Origin of the sequence: Aeromonas salmonicida subsp. salmonicida, assembly GCF_001643305.1 — a bacterium.
In the GTDB taxonomy this organism is placed as follows: Bacteria; Pseudomonadota; Gammaproteobacteria; order Enterobacterales; family Aeromonadaceae; genus Aeromonas; species Aeromonas salmonicida.
The window spans coordinates 1-17,794 of record NZ_LSGW01000100.1 but is presented as its reverse complement, the minus strand read 5'-3'; the positions used below and the strand labels follow the sequence as shown (position 1 = coordinate 17,794).

The window sequence follows — 17,794 nt, the reverse complement described above, 5'->3', positions numbered from 1 at the left end:
GTACCTATGAACCTTATCTTGCGATGGATCAGGAGGGGGATTATCTCAATAGAAATCAGGACTGGCAACCGCAGCCCTTACGCCCCAGCATCATTGGGGCGTAAGGTTATATGTGTTTTACCCTCACATGTAAAGCATTCAGAAGGCGTCGGTAACTATCTTGGGTGTCACGAAAATCAGCAATTCCCGCTTTTTATTCTCGCTGGTTGTCTTGCGAAACAACACGCCAAGGCCCGGGATATCACCAAGCAGAGGCACCTTGCTGACGTCGCTCTTGATGGTTTGCTGATAGATGCCGCCGAGCACCAGGGTCTCGCCATTGTTGACCAGCACCTGGGTCGTGATGGACTGGGCGTTGATGGAAACCGCATCGCCGGTACCGGTCGGTACCGTTTCACCCTTGGTATCCTGGGTCACGGTCAAGTCCAGAATAACCCGGTTGTCCGGTGTGATCTGGGGGGTAACCTTGAGGCTGAGGACAGCCTTCTTGAAGGTAACCGAGGTAGCACCACTGGAGGAGGACTCCACATAGGGGATCTCGGTCCCTTGCTCGATCAATGCGGGTTTCTGGTTGGCCGTAGTGACTCTTGGACTCGCGATAATCTCTGCCTTGCTCTCCTTTTCCAGCGCCGACAGTTCAAGATCCAGCAGAGTGCCATCCGCCAGACGAGCAACCTGGAATGCCAGGGTGCCAGCGGCGTTGGTGACCGGCAGGTTGACGTTCATCCTGTCTTCTACCCCGGGTCGAGTGATGGCAGAACCACCGTTGTTGTTGCCTGATCCATCGTTGCCCTCGATGCTGCCTGAGGTACTGTTACCGTGCCCGTCGTTCTTGGTCACCCCCCAGCGCACCCCGAGTGCCTCGTCAAAACCATCATCTATGGTGACCATGCGCGCTTCGATCACCACCTGCTTGACCGGAATGTCGAGGATATCCAGCATCGGCTTGATGTTGCTGATCACATCAGCAGTGTCCTTGACCACCAGCACGTTGGTCCGCTCATCCACGCTCACCGCCCCTCTGGCAGAGAGCAGCTTGGTGTTCTCGGAGGAGAGCAGGGAGGCTACCTCGGTCGCCTTGGCATAGTTGATCTGCAGGTATTCGGTGTAGAGAGGGGCCAACTCGGCCACCTGGTTGCGACTCTCTAGTTGCTGCTTCTCACGCAGCGCAATCTCTTCGGCAGGCGCTACCAGCAAGATATTGTTATCCAGCCGTTTATCCAGCCCTCTCACCTTGAGGATGATGTCCAGCGCCTGCTCCCAGGGCACGCCATCGAGTCGCAAGGTAATGTTGCCTGCCACTGAGTCCGTGGTGACCAGATTGAGGTTGTTGAAATCAGCGATGAGCTGCAACACGGTTCGCACCGGGATATCCTGGAAGTTGAGCGAGATAGGCTTGCCCTGATACTGTTTTCCAGCCGTTGCCGCTATGCGTTTCTTCACCTCTACGATGAACATTTTGTCAGCCTGATCGTAACGGTAATCAAACTGGCCGTTGACGGAGAGCTCGAACAGGGTGTCATTGCCCTGACGGAACACTTCCACCTGGGAGACGGGTGTGGCGAAGTCCTGCACATTGATCAGGTTGAGCAGCTCATCCGGTATCCGGGTGCCATGAAATTTGGCCAGCACTGTCTGCCCGCGGCTGCTGGCATCCACCGCTGCAGAGCTGTTGTCCAGCATCACCAGAAACTCCCCCTGCCCATCCTTGCCCCGTCTGAAGTCCACGCCCTTGACGGAATTGAAATAGGCGCCGCTCGCCTCGGTGCGGGATACGGGCAAAACCGGTTTGCTGGCAACAGGGGCGGCAGCCTGGGCTGACTGGGCAACTATCTGGGTATTAATCAAGGCTGACTGAGTGACGGCTTGTGTATTGACAGGCGCAGACTGTGCTGACGATACCATGCCGGATGACTGGGACGAGGCAGGAGGTGGCATGCTTACCTTGTCTCCCAGCGCCACCAGCAGCTTGTTGCCCTGCTGATGCACTTGATAAGGGGTCAATTGGTCGAGGGCAATCTTGATGTCGAGACCCGTCCCTTTACCCTCTACCTTGAGGTTGTCGACCCCCTGTTGCTTGATGGACAGAGGATTGACATTGAGCGCCCCCACGGCCCCAGGCACATGCAACAGCAGCTGATTAGGCTGGTAGGAGAGGCGGTCGGTAAATCCGCTGACGGGTTCACTGAAGCTCAATTCCAGCAACAGCTGATCGGCCATCAGCGGATTGACCCTGACCTCTTGCAATGTGGCCACGGCCCAGGCCTGGCCACATACTCCGGCGCAAAACAGCAGGACTACTCTGGTGACACTACCTATTGTTGCTCTCATCGCAGTTCATCCCTGATTATCGTTTTGCTTCAAGATTGGCCATGCTCAACTGGGTTTCTCTGGTGACCCAACATCCTTTGCCATCCGGTACAGTCTCAATCAAATCCACGCTAGTGTCAGTGATCCTGATCACCCGCCCCTGATCCAATCCCATGTGCTGATTGAGACCAACCCGTATGGATTGACCATCCGGCGTCCGGACCAGAGCCCACAGCTGCCCTTGCTGGCCAAGGGAGCCCTGCATGATGAGGTTGGCCAGAGAGTACCTCTCCAGTACCTCCTTCTCCCGGTTGGCCACTATCTGGGCACAATCAGGCTTTACCTTGGCATCGACCTTGGCACTGCTGGTCTCCGGCTGGGGAGTAATAAAGGGGCTACGCTGCTCACTGAGCCGATAAGCCATGGGAGAAAAGGGTTTGATTTCAGGCAATGGCTCAATGGGGACCGGCTTCCTGGCCTTGGTCTGAGCCACATAATTATCCATGTCATCCTGGCCACTGCAGGCGGTCAGCAAACACACCGGCAACAGCACGCAGATCATTCTCATTTTTTCTGCCCCACTGACTTGCCGTTGTACTTGTAGGTCTTGGCCAGCATCGACATGGCGATCAGCTCACCTTCTCCCTTGCTCTGACCAAGGTTGAACGACTCAAGGATGACAATACGCGGCAAAGCCGCCATGTCTGCCGTGAACTTGCCAATCTGATTGTAGGTGCCCACTACTTCGATACGCATGGGCAGTTCGGTGGAAAACTCGTGCTTGATCTCTGGCTCCCAATTGATGCGATTCAATTTGAGGCCATTGTCGGTCGCGATGAAACTGATATCGTCCAGCAAACCCGCCACCTCATGGGTGTTGGGTAACTGCTTGAGCTGGGCATCCACCAGTTGTTCAAGCTGCACCATTTGCGCCTTGTATGCGCCCAGATTGGCTGCAAGCATCGCCTTGCTCTCAAACTGCCCCTTCAGCTCCGCTTCTTTATTTGTCTCCTGAGTCAGCAAGGTCAACGAATTTGCTATCACGTAGTAATAGATGGCCCCCCCCAGCAGCGCACAGAAAAACAGGATGAAAATCCCTTTGGCCAGCTTGGGCCAACTGGCAATGCTGTTGAGATCCAGTTCATTGAGTTGTTGCAGGTTCATTGTTGCCCCTTAGTCACATCGACGGTGACGCCGGCTGTCGTCGCGACCAGAAACATCATGGAGAACTGACTCAGCGACACAGGTGCGACGTCTGCCGCAAAAATCGTGCTGATCTGTGACTGGCTCAGCCAGCCGGAACCATCGATGCGCCGCATCATGCTGGCGACCCTGCCATAGGCTTCGGTCTTGCCGTTGACGTCGATCCGGTTGCTTTGCAAAGCAAGCGTATTCAGATAAACACCATTGGGCACCAGCGAAGGCAGCTGATTGAACAGACGAACCGGCAGATTGCGACGCATCTGCAGCTGTTCAATCAACTGCATGCGATCGATCAGCTCCTTGCGTCGCTCTTTGAGCAGGCGGATCTCGCCAAGTTGCGCATCGAGTATGGTCATCTCTTGCAACAAACGCTGATTGCGTTGCTGCTGATGGCTGATCTGCTGCTTCACCAGCCAGTCGGCGGCAAAGCCGAGAGAAGCGGTGATCGCCAGGAAAATTCCGAGCATGACCCCGAACTGTTTCTTCTGGCGCAGGGCGCGGGCTTCGCGCCAGGGGAGCAGGTTTATATTTGACATGGTGTGAAGCTCCTCAATGCCAGTCCCAGCGCCGTCATGTACTTGGCACCATGGACCACACCGCCCTCCCCTTTAGGCTTGCCAAACAAGCTGAAAGGATCCGGATGCGACACCTCACAATTGAGTTCATCTTGCAGTTGGCTGACAAGTCCGGGCAGCAGGCTCCCGCCTCCGGTCAGGACAAGCTTTGACAACTCCCGATAGCCAGAGGAGCTGCAAAACAGCTGAACGTTGCGCCTGACTTGCTGCAACAGGGCATTGATATGGGGTAACAGCACATCCAGCTCATGGTCAGCGGGCAGAGTGCCTTTGATCTTGGCCTGCTCGGCTTCCTCCAGGCTCATGCTGTAAAAAGAGGAGAGTGCCTGACTGTATTGATCCCCGCCAAAATTCTGCAGTCTGGAATAAATCGTCTGGCCTTTGACCAAGGCCGCAAACGTCATGGCACTGGCTCCGATATCGATCACACCAACCGGTTTTTCCCAGGCAAGCAGCTCGGGCTGGCAGGCGAGGACGGCGCGCCCAAGGGCATGAGCTCCCACATCCACCACCTTGGTGGTCATGCCCGCCTCTGCCAGGGCGCTGACCCGCCCGTTCACGCTTTCGGTACGGGCCGCACTCAGCAACACTTCCTGCCGGTCCTGATCACTGGCCAGGCTCAGGATCTCAAAATCCAGGCTCACTTCATCGAGGGGGAAAGGGATGATCTGCTCGGCTTCCAGCTGCACCTGATTTTCCAGTTCATTTTCGCTGAGGCGAGCATCGACCTGGATCACCTTGGTAATGACATTGGAGCCGGTAACGGCAGTGGCCGCATACTGGCTGTTGCCATTGATAAGGCGCTTGAGTGTCTTGAGAGACTGGCTGACCCGTTCGATATCCTGCAACTGGTAATCGACCGGGGTGCCCTTGGGGGTGACGACTTCCGCCACCGATTCGAGATGCAGTTTGCCGGGGCGACCAGTGATGGTCACGGCCTTGATGGTCTGGCTCCCAAAATCAATGCCTGCCAAGGGAAGCAAGGAACCTTTATTGAATAGCCCAAACATATACACATCCATGCGTTATTGGGTTTTAGGATTGATTGTAGGACAGCTCACAGCAAGGTGATGGCTTAACTCATCCTAAATGCTCTATCTATCAATGTCATAAAGTTTGTACCGAAAAGTGATGCATCTCGCTTTCTGGCTGCGCCCGCCTCCCCTTGGTTATTGAGCCACAGAATGCTAACCTCCCGCCTCTTGTCGAGGACCCTGACTACGAACAGGAAAACCTCGAATTTACGGAGGCAAAAGGGCTATACTCTGCGCCCGTTGGCTAATTTTAAGACGATTGGTAGTTCTTCCATGCTGAAATGGCTCGTACGCCTGTTTATTGTCATGATACTGGGTGCAGTGCTGGGTGTTGCCAGCCTCATCGGTATCTACTTCTACATCAAGCCCCAATTGCCGGATGTGACCGCTCTGCGCGACGTCAAGCTGGCCACCCCGATGAAGGTGTACAGCCGGGATGGGGAGTTGATCTCCCAATTTGGCGAAATTCGTCGCATCCCTCTGCATCTGAACGAAATTCCCCAACCCATGATCGATGCCGTGCTCGCGACCGAGGATGCCCGCTTCTATGAGCATCCGGGTATCGACCCGATCGGTATCGTTCGGGCGGCCACTGTCTGGGCTGTTTCCGGCCAGGCTCGCCAGGGTGCCAGTACCATCACCCAGCAGGTCGCCCGCAACTTCTTCCTGAGCAACGAAAAAACCATAGTGCGCAAGGTCAAGGAAGTGTTTCTGGCCTGGCGCATCGAGCATAATCTCTCCAAAGACGAAATTCTGCAGCTCTATCTGAACAAGATCCCCCTCGGTTACCGTGCCTTCGGGGTCGGCGCAGCCGCTCAGGTCTACTTCGGCAAAGAGGTCAAGGATTTGACCCTGGACGAGATCGCCATCATAGCCGGCTTGCCCAAGGCACCGTCCATGCTGAACCCGATCCGTTCGCCGGAACGTGCCTTTGCCCGCCGCAACGTGGTGCTGGGTCGTATGCTGGAAACCGGCAAGATCACCCAGGCCCAGTATGACGAGGCGTCCAAGATGCCCATCAAGGCCCGTTATCACGGTGCCGAGATCACCCTCAATGCTCCCTATCTGGGGGAGATGGTGCGCCAGAAAATGGTGCAGCAGTTTGGTGAAGATGCCTACACCATGGGCCTGCACGTCTATACCACTGTCAGTGCCAAGCGCCAGCGCGCCGCCCGTCAGGCCTTGCTGGATGGGGTGTTCGACTATGACACTCGTCACGGTTACCGTGGCGTGACAGCACTGCTGTGGAAATCAGGCGAAGCCGATTGGGATTACGAGCAGATAATGGCCCATCTGGCCAAGCAACCCACTTATGAACCCCTGATGGCGGCCGTGGTCACCAAGCTGGATGACAAGGGGGCGACCCTGGTGCTGAAAAATGGCAAGCAGGCTGAGCTTGGCTGGAACGGCATCAAGTGGGCTCGCGCCTTCATCACAGACGATCGCCAGGGCTACGCCCCCCGTTCCGCCCGTGATGTGCTGAAAGTTGGCGCCCAAATCTGGGTCCGAGAGAAGGGCGAAGCCTTGCTGCTCTCCCAGATCCCCGAGGTCAATGCGGCTCTGGTGGCCATGAATCCGCAGGATGGTGCCATAGAGGGACTGGTTGGCGGTTTCAGCTTCGAGCTGTCCAAATTCAACCGGGTCGATCAGGCACGCCGCCAGATAGGTTCCAACATCAAGCCTTTCCTCTATGCCACTGCGCTTGAGCAGGGCTATACCCTGGCCTCCCTCATCAACGATGCCCCAATAAACCAGTGGGATCCCTCCAAGGGCCCCATGTGGCAGCCCAAGAACTCCCCGGCCATCTACGAAGGCCCCACCTCGCTGCGTCTCGGCCTTGCCAAGTCCAAGAACGTGATGTCGGTGCGACTGATGCGTGCCATCGGTCTGGACACCTATATCGACGGTCTGACCCGCTTCGGATTCGCGCGCGATACCATCTCCGCCAACGAATCGCTGGCACTGGGCGCCGCCGAGTTCACCCCTCTGGAAGTAGTGCGCGGCTATTCAGTCCTCGCCAATGGCGGCTTCCAGGTGACCCCCTACTTCATCACGGAAGTAGTCGACAGCTTTGGCGTCCCCGTTTATCAGGCCAATCCGGCTGCAGCCTGCCGTGATTGCGGCGTACTGGCAGCGGCAGGCCTTGACAGTGCCGATGCCTATGCCAATACAGCTCCTGACTGGAAGGCCCAGTGCCCGATCGATCCTGTCGTGCCCAACAACATGGCGCCGCAGACCATCAGTGCCCAGAGCGCCTTCCTGGTCACAGATACCTTGACCACCGCCATCTGGGGTGGCAATGGCTGGCGTGGTACCGGCTGGCGCGCGGCGCGGGATCTCAAGCGCCACGATATTTCCGGCAAGACGGGTACCACCAACGAATCCCGTGATGCCTGGTTCTCCGGCTATACCCCGAATCTGGTCGCCACCTCCTGGATAGGTTTTGACAACCACCAGCGTGGTTTGGGCCGGGCCGAGTTTGGCGGTGGTGCTGCACAGCCCATCTGGATCGACTTCATGAAGACGGCACTTAAGCAGGTGCCCGAGCGCAAGATACCGGTACCGGAGGGGATCATCACGGTGCGGATCGACCGTGAAACCGGTCTGCTGACCAACCGCGCAGACGGCAGCACTGAGGAGTTCTTCAAGGAAGGCACGGAGCCGACCCGCTTTGCGACCCAGAGCTCGGACGGCAATCAGGTGTATGGCGGCGATGGCTCGCCCACTGACGGACCCGTCTCCACCGACGATATCTTCTAAGCAACACCAGATGACAAAACCGGCGCCAAGGCGCCGGTTTTCTTTTTCTACACCTGCAATGTCAGCCAAGCAGGCTCTTCATCAGGGTGGAAATGCGGGAGGCCAGCTCGTTGAAGCAGGGCCTGCGTACCGAGTAGTGACGATAGAGCAGTGAGATGGTGCGCCCCGGCACTGGGTCGACCACAGGCCGATAGCTGACGCCGCCTTCCTCGGCATTGGCAGGCACGGCAAGCCTGGGCACCAGGGTCATGCCACTGCCGGCAGCGACCATGTTGCGCAGCGTCTCCAGACTGGTGCCCTTGAAGCGTTGATCCTCACCGATGCCGGCGGCAAAACAGAATCCCATCGCCTGATCCCGCAAGCAGTGACCATCGGCCAGCATCAGCAACTTCTTGCCCTTGAGATTGCTGAGCGGCACAGCCCTGGCCTTGGCTTCCGGGTGGTGCTGCGGTACCGCCAGCCACATGGGCTCCTGATAGAGGGGGATGGAGCCAAACCCTTCCATGCCGTCCAGCTCGGCGAGGATGAGGCAATCCAGCTCTCCCTCCTCCAGCCGTTTGAGCAGCAACTGGGTCTGTTCCTCATAGAGGTAGAACTCCAGCTTGGGAAAATGCTCGCGCAGATCCTGAATGATGTGGGGCAACAGATAGGGACCAACGGTGGGAATGAAGCCGATATGGATCTCGCCCGACATGGGCTCGGCAAAGTGCTGGCCTATGTTCTTGAGTTCACGCACCTCTTTTAGCACCTTGCGCGCCTGATGGGCCATGGCATCACCGGCCGGGGTAAACAGCACCTTGCGGGAGGTACGCTCAATCAGGATCACCCCCAGCTCATCCTCCAGCTTGCGCAGCTGACCGCTCAGGGTAGGCTGGCTGACAAAGCAGCGCTCCGCCGCCTTGCGAAAGTGTTTCTCCTCTTCCAGTGCCACCAAATACTCGAGATCGCGAAGGTTCATACATCCAGAATCCTGCCAACCAATTGGGCCATTAGCATGCCCAAGAAAGACAGGAGGGACAAGGGATGGTGACTGAATGGAAAAAGAGGGGGGGATGGAAAAACAAAACGGGCCCGGATCCAGGATCCGGGCCCGCTCAAGCGGTGAATGTCAAACCGTCATTACACCCGGAAGCGGCGCACCATCTCCTGCAATTGGGTCGCCAAATGGTTGAGGTCGTTGCAGGCTTGCGCCATCTGGGTCGCGCCGGCCGCCACCTCTTCCGAGGCGTGGCTGATGTTGACCACGTTGCGGTTGAGCTCTTCGCTCACCGCCCCCTGCTCTTCGGTTGCGGTGGCAATCTGGATGTTCATGTGGGAGATGCTCTCCACAGAGCCGCTGATCTCGGAGATGGACGCTCCTGCCTCTCGTGCCGTACTCACGGTGGAGTTCATCATCTCCTGGCTCTGCTGCATGGTAGTGCCGGCCTGTTCGGCCCGCTGCTGCGGCTCGGCGATGATGGTGTTGATCTGGGAAGTAGAGTCCTGAGTGCGTTTGGCCAGGGTGCGTACTTCATCGGCCACCACGGCAAAACCACGGCCCTGCTCACCGGCCCGTGCAGCTTCGATGGCGGCGTTCAATGCCAGCAGGTTGGTCTGTTCGGCTATGCCACGAATGACCTCCAGCACCATGCCGATATTGCGGCTATCATCGCCGAGCTGGCGGATCACCACGGCAGTGCTCTCGATGGCACCGGCCACCTGCTCAATGCGCTTGATGGAGTCGTTGACGGTACGAGCCCCAAGCTCGGCGGTACTGCTGGCCTGAGTCGCGGCACTGGCGGCGTCACTGGTATTGCGGGAGACCTCCTGCACTGTGGCCTGCATCTCGTTCATGGCGGTGGCCAGCTGGTTCAGCTCATGCTGCTGATTGTTCATATTGCTGGCGGATTGACGGGCGACGGCACTTATCTCCTCTGACGCCGAGCTGAGTTGCACTACCGAGCCAGACACCTCGCTGACCAGATTGCGCAAATTGCCCTGCATCTCGCCAAACCCCTTGGCCAACTGCCCCAGTTCGTCGTTGTTAAACTGTCTCAAGTCAAGCTGAGTAGCCAAATCACCGGCAGAGACCTTGCGAGTCTGCTCCAGCAGGGCCATGACAGGATTACGGATCTGGCCGGTCAACAACCAGGCCACGACCACGACGAACGCCAGTGTCACCACTCCCACCAGGATGCTCATGTTGCGCGAGTTGCTGTAAAGCTCAGCAACCGATTTGACCATGCCGTCGGCGATCTCGTTGTTGATCTCGCGCAGACGATAGGATTTGGAACCTACCTCCTCCAAGGCAACACGGGTCTCGTTTTTACGCAGGCTTTTGACCCGTTCGAGATCGCCATTGGAAAATGGCTGTCACCAGCTCATCATGCACGGAGAAATACTTAGCACCCGCAGCGAGCAGTTGTGCATAAGTCTGCTTTTCTTCATCCGTGCTGAATGATAAGGCACCATATTTTTGTGCTGCTGCATCAAATTCCTGCTTCGCCTTGTTAAAAGTGGCGGTACGTTCGCTAACCTCTTGACTGTCCTTATTCAAACCTCCAATTACCATCGCCAGCTCGGAGCGACGGGCATCGAGAATGGCCACATGCATCTGGCTGGCATAGCGGGTAGATGGCAACAAGTTCCCGGAGATGGTTTCAGTATCACCGTAAAGGCGTGACAGCTGAGCGATGGAAAACCACGCCAACCCCAGAACCAGCACGGCTAATACGGCAAAGCCGGCACTCAACTTCTGACCTATAGACATATTTTTGAACATGATTGGTATCCTTGGCGGCTGGACGCAAACCCGTGGAGCCACACTCCCGAGCCATCACCCATAGAGCATAGCGCGATGAGCGCAAGCGGATGATTTTCAAACTATCCGCTAGTCAATATATCGTCATGTCCGTGGATAGCATGAGGGCGACGCTGGTAGGAAGAGTCGGCCTCCCTCAGCCAAGGTTCACTTTTCATTCAATGCCTCAACCGCAGGAAAACGAATTCAACGCCCCATCAGCTCCTGGATCTTGCGAGCAAATGCATCCGGTTCCCCTAGGAAGGACGAAGCCGACACCGGCATCACCTTGTCACCCAGCACCAGACCCAGTGTGGGATAGCCCTGACCGCCGAGGCGGCGCATCCAGCTCTGGCTGTCCGCCAGATGAGTGGTCAGATCCACGTTCTGATAGGCATCTGCAAATGCAGCTGAGTCAATGTCCTGCTCTGCCGCCAGGCTGCTCAGGTGTGCGAGGGAGCCGACCCAGATGCCATCGCGATAATGGGACTGCTGGATGCGATGAAGCAGGGCCAGACCATTGCCACCCAACGCCGTGATCGCCAGGATGGCACGGATGGGCTGCTCCGAATCGAGCAAGAGGCCATCACTGAGCAGCAAGTCGTTGAAGTAGCGCTCGCCGAAGGGCTGGCCGGTCAGGGCCTGGATCCGCTCGTCATGAGGGCGAACGTAATCGCGCAGGGCCAAGCCCATGGGCTGGCGACGCTCGCCAAGCCAGAGGCCACCGGCATGGAGCTCAATGCGAAGGCCCGCTATCCCGGCAGCCGCTTGCAGCAAGGGGACTGCGCCATAGCACCAGCCGCAGAGGGGGTCATATACGTAATGCAGGCTTGTCTCTTTCATGTGATTCACTCTCGATTGTCTGGCTAAAAAAAACCGGGCCCCAGGGCCCGGCAAAAAACACAGGGAAAGCAGGCTCAGTGGCTTACCACTTCATTTCGCCGGTGTTGACCTTGGCACCGATGGCCAGGCCGTCATCGACCGGCAGGGACGGGAAGGCTTTCTTCATGCTTTCAATCAACTCGCCAGAATTCTTGGATTTGGCCAGCTCCTGCTCGAAACGCTGTACGTAGTCACGGGTAAAGGTCACGGCTTCGGTTCCCTTGGGCTCAGTGCCCAGGAAGTGGCCCGGTACGACGCGCTCGGGCTTCATCGCCTGCAATTCGTTGAGGGTCTTCACCCAGTGAGCACGGGCTTCCTTGGTCTGGCTGTCCGCCATCCACACGTGAACACCGTGATAAACCGGTACACCACCGAATGCGGTCTTGATGGACGGCGCCCAGAGGTAAGCGGTCGGAGTGTTCATCTCTTTGATTTCAATCTTTTCCCCTTCCAGGGTCAGGTGGTTGGCCGTCAGTACCTGAGGTACTGTCAGGCTCTTGGGTGAGCCGTCGCCCAAAATAGGTCCCCAATAGGTCAGCTTGTCATCTTTGGTCTTGTTGATGTGGTCGATCACATGCTGGTCTGCCAGCACTTTGACGCCAGGGAATGCAGCCAGGATGGGCTCCAGACCAAAGTAGAAATCGGGGTCGCCCGCGCTGATATAAACGGTGGTCAACTGCTTGCCGCTTTTCTTGATCATGTCGACCAGGGCCTGACCGTTTTTCACATCAAACTGGGCGTCGATCAGAATGGCCTCTTTGTCGCCAGCCACCAGGGAGGAAGAGACCGGGAAGATCGCCTTCTCACCCGGGTTGTAGACAGTCACGGTCAGGGGGCCTGCCAGGGCAGCGCCACTCAACAGGGTGGTAGCCAGGGTCAGATTGCGGATCAGGGTATTGTTCATCGGGTATTCCTTATCAAGTCATCGGGTGGTTCATCAGATGGACACAGTTTATTGGATCATTAACGGTACAAATACAGCATAATAAGCGCATCACTGTTGCATTAATCGAACATATAGAGGACCTGCACATGGATCGACTGACCGCATTACGGGTCTTTGTCAGCGTAGTCGAACAGGGCAGCCTGAGTGGTGCCGGGGAGAAGCTGGAGATGTCGCGCGCCATGGTGACGCGCTATCTGGCGGAACTGGAACAGTGGATGGGGGCTCGTCTGCTGCATCGCACCACACGCAGACTGAGCCTGACCGGCCCGGGGGAAGAGGCACTGAACCGGGCCAGAGCCATGCTGGCGCTGGGGGAAGAGATGGAGCAGATCGCCATCCGGGGCGATGAGGCGCCCAAGGGACAATTGCGTATCACCAGCAGCTACTCCCTATCGGAGGCCCTGCTGGTGGGAGCTGCCAATGACTACCTGGCCCAGTATGCGGGTACCGCCATCGATATACTGCTGCTGGACCGCACCGTCAATCTGGTGGAGGAGCGGATCGACTTGGCCATTCGCATCACCAATGATCTGGATCCCAACCTGGTGGCCCGCAGGCTCGGCACCTGCCACTCAGTGGTCTGTGCCAGCCCGGCTTATCTGGCAAGGCACCCGACTCCACAGAAAGTGCAGGATCTCGCCCTGCACAATTGCCTCACCTACACCTATTTTGGCAAGAGCCTGTGGGAGTTTCAGGGGCCGGCCGGACCGGAATCCGTGCCAGTCAGCGGCAATCTCAGCGCCAACATCTCCAACCTGCTGCTGGAGGCCACCCTGGGCGGGGCAGGCATCAGCATGCAGCCCCGTTACTCGGCGCAACCTCATCTGGAAAGCGGTGCTCTGGTGCCCCTGCTAAGCCAGTGGCAACCCAAGCGGCTCGGCGTCTACGGTGTATATGGGACCCGCAAACAGATGTCTCCCCTGCTGCGCAGCTTCCTCGATTTTCTGGTGGTCAGAATGGGGGCCGACCCCATGTGGCAGGAGTAAAGCGACGCCATGCAAAAGGGGCCCGCAGGCCCCTTTTCACTGTATATCCCGGTCAGTTGTAGCCGGATCAGGCTTCAAAACCGGTCAATGGCGCCTCGGACTGAGCCTCCTGAGCAACATCCAGATAGATGTCCCGATATGCCACATAGATGGAGTAGTTGAGGGCCGGTATCACCACCAGCAGGCCAATCAACATCAGGGCGGCGCCAAACAGCATCAGACCAGCCGTGATCAGGCCCCACCAGAGGAAAGGCCACATGTTGGTGAGACAGCCCCTGAAACTCAATCTGGCTGCCTGCAATATGCCCATATCGTGGAAATAGATGAGGGCGGGTGCGAAGGTGATGGCCATCAATACAGGGATCAGCAGTGCCAGTCCCAGCAACAGACAGAACAACAGCCCTTGCGCCTGAGCCACGCTTACCACCATGGATTCGGGATCCTGGGTCAGCAGGGAGGTCAGCCCCCACATGGAGAGCAGCCCCAGGCAAATGAGGCCGATCAGGGTGAACAGGGCCAGCACCAGCAGGCCCCCCAGCATCAGCGGGGTCAGCTTGTTGCGAAACCCGGCGAAGAAGTCGGCAAATTTGAGCTCATTTCCCTCATAGCCCCGATGGGCCACGACCACCCAGCCAGCACCCCACACCATATAAAGCAACTGGGAGATGAGGCCGCCCGCAGGCAGGCGATCCAGCAGCAGACCGACCGCGAACCAGATCAGGACCATGGCGACGCTGACACCCATGCCCTTGTTGAAAATATCGAAACCGGATCGCACCCAGACCCAGCCACACCCGATGGGGTGACGGGCGGGTTCGGCTCGCAGGGGGGACAATCCATTCATAACGTTTCCTCAGATGATAACGGGCTGGCTGCCGATTCTAGAGCCATGGGCCGACTGACTCAATGGCGGTGACCATAGGCGAGCACTTCGCATGTCATGGCTGCTTGTATCAGGCGTTACAGTTATCATAAGAGACCCCCGCACCAGGGGCATTCACTTATTCAAGAGAATCCAAGATGCGTAAACTTCATCTGGCACTGATCCTGCTGGCCTCACTGCTGCTCAACCTCTGGCAATGGCAGGCCCAGCCTGCTACATCAGGCCATTCCCAACCCGAGCCTGATGCAGCCCTCCGAACGGCGCAGTGCGATGGGGCTGCAAACCCGAACGCCAGCCAGAGCACGGGCCAGAACCTGATGGCCAAGCTGCCGGGCAAAAGCGCTCAGGGGGAGCCAGCCACCGCTCAGGAAGCCATACCCCCCAATCCGGAGCTGGAGGCCGCCATCAGCCAGTGGAGCCAGTCCAGCGACGGCTCTGTACTGATCGAGCGCCTCTACGATGCAGAGCAGGGCCGCCATCTCACCACGGTATTCGACCGGCTGGACGTAGTGGAAGATGTGCGCGGTCAGGTGCAGGAGCTGTTGCGCGAACTCTACCGCCTCGGCTTCGATCACCCCGATGCCTATGAGCAGGAGAGCCAGCGGATCTGGAGCAATATCAGCAACCTGCTGGGTGAGGATACCCGCACCCGGCTGGAGCAGGATCTCTACTCGGGTGACATCAATCGGCTGCTGGAGATCCAGGGCCGGCTGGCGGAACGCGGCGAGCTGCTTGCCCCGACCCAGCGCCAATCCTTGACGCGTCTGCTGAGCGATGCCAACCAGCAGCTGTCCCAGCAGGAGAGTGGCGATGCCAGTACCTATCTGGAAAACCAGAAGGCCTATACCCAACGCGTGCTGGAGAGCAGCCGTACCTTCCTGAACCCGAGCCAGCTGAAAGTGCTGCAAGAGATGCTGGAGCTGGATCTGGTGCGCCAGGAGGTCTCGGTCCAGATGGAGGCCATCTATCAGCACTTCCAGCCAGCCTCCTGATGCCCTTAACCTTGTTCGTTTGACCCAACCCATAGCGTGGAACTGTCATGAGAGTCGTTTGTTGTCTGTTGTTGCTATTGGCCAGCCAGTCCACCCTCGCCGAGGGATTTATCAGCCGTCTGCTCAATCACCCTGTGCCCGGCGGTGTGGCCGTGGTACCGCTCGGGAATGGGCTGCAGGCCCCCACAGTCCGCTATCAGGACAAGCCTGTGCTGGTAGTGCGAGAGGATGGCCAACGCTGGATTGCCATCGTCGGCATTCCCCTCAAAACCCCGCAGGGACCCCAGCAGCTGTCGGTCAATGATGGCCGCGCCCTCAGCTTCACAGTCACGTCCAAGCACTATCGCGAGCAGCACATCAAGCTCAAGAACAGCCGTCAGGTCAATCCGCTGGCCGAAGACATTGTGCGCATCAACCGCGAACTGGCCGAGCAGACCCGGGCCTATCAGACCTTCAGCCCCACCCAGCCCAGCAATTTGCTGTTCGACAAACCGGTCAAGGGGCCCCTCTCCAGCCCGTTTGGTCTGCGCCGCTTCTTCAATGGCGAGGAGCGCAATCCCCACTCAGGACTCGACTTCGCGGTCGGTGCCGGTACCCCAATCAAAGCGCCGGCCGCCGGCAAGGTGATCCTGATTGGCAACTACTTCTTCAATGGCAACACCGTCTTTGTCGACCACGGTCAGGGGCTCATCAGCATGTTCTGCCACATGTCGAAGATCGATGTGAAACTCGGCCAGAGCCTGCCCCGCGGCGGCATAGTCGGTCGAGTCGGCGCAACCGGCCGTGCCACCGGCCCCCATATGCACTGGAACGTCAGCCTCAACGATGCCAGGGTCGATCCCGCCATCTTTATCGGGGCCTTCAAGCCCTGACTCGAGACAACCAATCCAGCGCATCAGCCGTGATGAGCAGACCGGATAAAATAGAAAAGGCAGCCAAGGCTGCCTTTTCTGTTTTGGGGACACCGCTCAATGGGCGGGAACGTGCAATCCCGCTTCTTTGCGCATGGCGCGCCACATCACCAGCACCAGCACAGTGCTGCAAGTCGGCAACGCCAGCCAGACACCTGATACCCCCCACAGGGAGGAGAAGCCCCACAGGAAGCCACCGATCAGCACCAGCTTGCCGCCGGTGAGCAGGGAGGCGATGCGCGCCCGGTTGATGGCCTGGAAGTAGGTTGCCCCCACCAGCAGCAATCCCTCCATCGGCAGGCCCCAGAAGTAAAGCCAGATGCCGAGGCTCGCCACCGGCAAGAGGGCCGCATTGTCGCCGGCAAACAGGTAGACGACCCCCTCAGGCCACAGATAGAGCGGGAGCATGCCACACAGTGCCACCAACAGGGTGACCCCCAGCGCCAGGTTGCGCACCCGCAACACTCGTTGCCAGTTGCCCGCCCCCGCGTTGAAGCTGGCGATGGGCTGTATGCCCATGGCGATCCCCTCGAAGATGAGATAGAAGAAGGCTTCGCTATAGCTGATGACGCCATAGGCTGCCACGTGCAGCGAGGTGCCCACCGCCAGCAGCGCCTTGTTGTGCATCGCCAGCACCACCGAAAGGTAGAGATACATCAAAAAGCTCGATATCCCGAGGCGCAGGGTCTCTCCCATCAGCCGCCAGTTCGGCGTCAGGGTATCCCAGCGAATACGCAACTGGCTGCGGGGGGTGAAAAAGTGCCACAGACAGAGTCCGCCGGTCACGGCTTGAGAGAGCATGGTCGCAATGGCCGCCCCCGCCAGTCCCCAGGGAATGACTGCCATCAGCAGATAGTCGAGCAGCACGTTGAGCACGCCACCGCCGACCAGGATCCAGGTGGTGAGACCCGGTCGCCCGTCGTTGCGCAGCAAGGCGGTAAATGCCATGGAGAGCACGGCAAATACCCCGAGCAAGGCATACCAGCGCAGATAGGCCAGGCCGGCGTTGAAGATCTCCCCCTCGGCTCCCATCCAGGAGAGCATGGCCTCACCATAGCGAATGCCGATAAAGGTGAGCACGGCCGAGGCCATCAGCACCATCACCAGCGCATTGCCGACGATGTGACGCGCAGTTGCCTGCTCCCCCTTGCCGAGGTAGAAGGAGGCGAGCGACGAGGAGCCCATGCCGATCAGTGCCCCCACCGCATAGAGCACGGCGCAGATGGGATACGCCAGCATCATGCCCGCCAGTCCGTCCTGACCCAGGATATGGCCGACGAAGATGCCGTCTATGGTGACATAGATGCCGGTGACCAGCATGGCGGCCACGGTCGGTGTGACGTAGCGCAAAAACAGGCGAGAGAGTGGGGCCGTGCCCAGATCGACTGCAGACATAAGATGCTCAAAGGAGGGAGAAACGGCCAGAATAATAGCCAAACAAGGCCAGGATCGCCCGTTATTTATGTTACAAATCATTAATATGGAAAACTTTACCCGCTCCGGCCCCTGCTTTAGGCTAAATAACTGATCCTA

At 58.1% G+C, this 17,794-nt stretch carries 14 protein-coding genes and 1 pseudogene; 4 read left to right on the top strand and 11 right to left on the bottom strand.

What is annotated here, in order from left to right:
• Window positions 1–138 precede the first annotated feature (138 nt).
• Genes AXW79_RS18840 through tapM form a run of 5 tightly spaced genes read right to left on the bottom strand, consistent with a single transcriptional unit; the run spans window position 139 to window position 5,110 of the window.
• Window positions 139–2,331, bottom strand: coding sequence for a type IV pilus secretin PilQ (locus tag AXW79_RS18840; protein ID WP_043144717.1), 2,193 nt, complete (start codon window positions 2,329–2,331; stop codon window positions 139–141).
• 16 nt (window positions 2,332–2,347) lie between these two features.
• Window positions 2,348–2,878 carry a pilus assembly protein PilP gene (locus tag AXW79_RS18835; RefSeq protein ID WP_011898454.1) on the bottom strand — a complete coding sequence of 177 codons (531 nt, stop codon included), beginning with the start codon at window positions 2,876–2,878 and terminating at the stop codon, window positions 2,348–2,350.
• On the bottom strand, window positions 2,875–3,474 hold the full coding sequence (gene tapO, locus AXW79_RS18830; RefSeq protein ID WP_005317126.1) for a PilO family type IV pilus biogenesis protein TapO: 600 nt from the start codon (window positions 3,472–3,474) through the stop codon (window positions 2,875–2,877). The genes AXW79_RS18835 and tapO overlap by 4 nt, the downstream gene beginning before the upstream one ends.
• Window positions 3,471–4,049 carry a PilN family type IV pilus biogenesis protein TapN gene (gene tapN, locus AXW79_RS18825; RefSeq protein WP_005317129.1) on the bottom strand — a complete coding sequence of 193 codons (579 nt, stop codon included), beginning with the start codon at window positions 4,047–4,049 and terminating at the stop codon, window positions 3,471–3,473. The genes tapO and tapN overlap by 4 nt, the downstream gene beginning before the upstream one ends.
• The gene (tapM, locus tag AXW79_RS18820) at window positions 4,037–5,110 is read right to left on the bottom strand and encodes a PilM family type IVa pilus assembly protein TapM (RefSeq protein WP_085941426.1); all 1,074 of its coding nucleotides are present in this window, start codon (window positions 5,108–5,110) and stop codon (window positions 4,037–4,039) included. The genes tapN and tapM overlap by 13 nt, the downstream gene beginning before the upstream one ends.
• A 285-nt stretch (window positions 5,111–5,395) precedes the next feature.
• On the opposite strand from tapM, the gene AXW79_RS18815 reads away from it, so the two are divergent.
• Window positions 5,396–7,882: a penicillin-binding protein 1A gene (locus AXW79_RS18815; RefSeq protein ID WP_005317134.1), complete on the top strand. Its 2,487-nt coding sequence runs from the start codon at window positions 5,396–5,398 to the stop codon at window positions 7,880–7,882.
• Between the two features lie 61 nt (window positions 7,883–7,943).
• Here AXW79_RS18815 and oxyR read toward each other — a convergent pair whose 3' ends face one another.
• The 4 genes and pseudogenes from oxyR to AXW79_RS18795 all read right to left on the bottom strand — a co-directional run bounded on the left by oxyR (window position 7,944) and on the right by AXW79_RS18795 (window position 12,447).
• Window positions 7,944–8,840 (bottom strand): DNA-binding transcriptional regulator OxyR, encoded by an 897-nt coding sequence (gene oxyR, locus AXW79_RS18810; protein WP_005317136.1) that lies wholly within the window; start codon window positions 8,838–8,840, stop codon window positions 7,944–7,946.
• Window positions 8,841–9,001: 161 nt separating this feature from the next.
• Window positions 9,002–10,643, bottom strand: a pseudogene (locus tag AXW79_RS18805) (methyl-accepting chemotaxis protein).
• A gap of 225 nt (window positions 10,644–10,868) precedes the next feature.
• Window positions 10,869–11,504, bottom strand: coding sequence for a DsbA family protein (locus AXW79_RS18800; RefSeq protein ID WP_005317138.1), 636 nt, complete (start codon window positions 11,502–11,504; stop codon window positions 10,869–10,871).
• A gap of 82 nt (window positions 11,505–11,586) precedes the next feature.
• On the bottom strand, window positions 11,587–12,447 hold the full coding sequence (locus AXW79_RS18795) for a Vmh family MBL fold metallo-hydrolase (protein ID WP_005317139.1): 861 nt from the start codon (window positions 12,445–12,447) through the stop codon (window positions 11,587–11,589).
• Between the two features lie 128 nt (window positions 12,448–12,575).
• On the opposite strand from AXW79_RS18795, the gene AXW79_RS18790 reads away from it, so the two are divergent.
• Window positions 12,576–13,475 carry a LysR family transcriptional regulator gene (locus tag AXW79_RS18790; protein WP_005317141.1) on the top strand — a complete coding sequence of 300 codons (900 nt, stop codon included), beginning with the start codon at window positions 12,576–12,578 and terminating at the stop codon, window positions 13,473–13,475.
• 67 nt (window positions 13,476–13,542) lie between these two features.
• Here the strand turns inward: AXW79_RS18790 and AXW79_RS18785 are convergent, their stop codons facing one another.
• Window positions 13,543–14,319: a BPSS1780 family membrane protein gene (locus AXW79_RS18785; RefSeq protein ID WP_005317143.1), complete on the bottom strand. Its 777-nt coding sequence runs from the start codon at window positions 14,317–14,319 to the stop codon at window positions 13,543–13,545.
• A gap of 176 nt (window positions 14,320–14,495) precedes the next feature.
• On the opposite strand from AXW79_RS18785, the gene AXW79_RS18780 reads away from it, so the two are divergent.
• Both AXW79_RS18780 and AXW79_RS18775 read left to right on the top strand, forming a co-directional pair.
• Window positions 14,496–15,350 carry a hypothetical protein gene (locus tag AXW79_RS18780; RefSeq protein WP_005317152.1) on the top strand — a complete coding sequence of 285 codons (855 nt, stop codon included), beginning with the start codon at window positions 14,496–14,498 and terminating at the stop codon, window positions 15,348–15,350.
• A gap of 47 nt (window positions 15,351–15,397) precedes the next feature.
• Window positions 15,398–16,222 carry a peptidoglycan DD-metalloendopeptidase family protein gene (locus AXW79_RS18775; RefSeq protein WP_011898452.1) on the top strand — a complete coding sequence of 275 codons (825 nt, stop codon included), beginning with the start codon at window positions 15,398–15,400 and terminating at the stop codon, window positions 16,220–16,222.
• A gap of 96 nt (window positions 16,223–16,318) precedes the next feature.
• On the opposite strand, the gene AXW79_RS18770 is transcribed toward AXW79_RS18775, so the two are convergent.
• A complete protein-coding gene (locus AXW79_RS18770) occupies window positions 16,319–17,656 on the bottom strand; it encodes an MATE family efflux transporter (RefSeq protein ID WP_005317156.1) in 1,338 nt (445 codons plus the stop codon).
• Window positions 17,657–17,794: the final 138 nt, after the last annotated feature.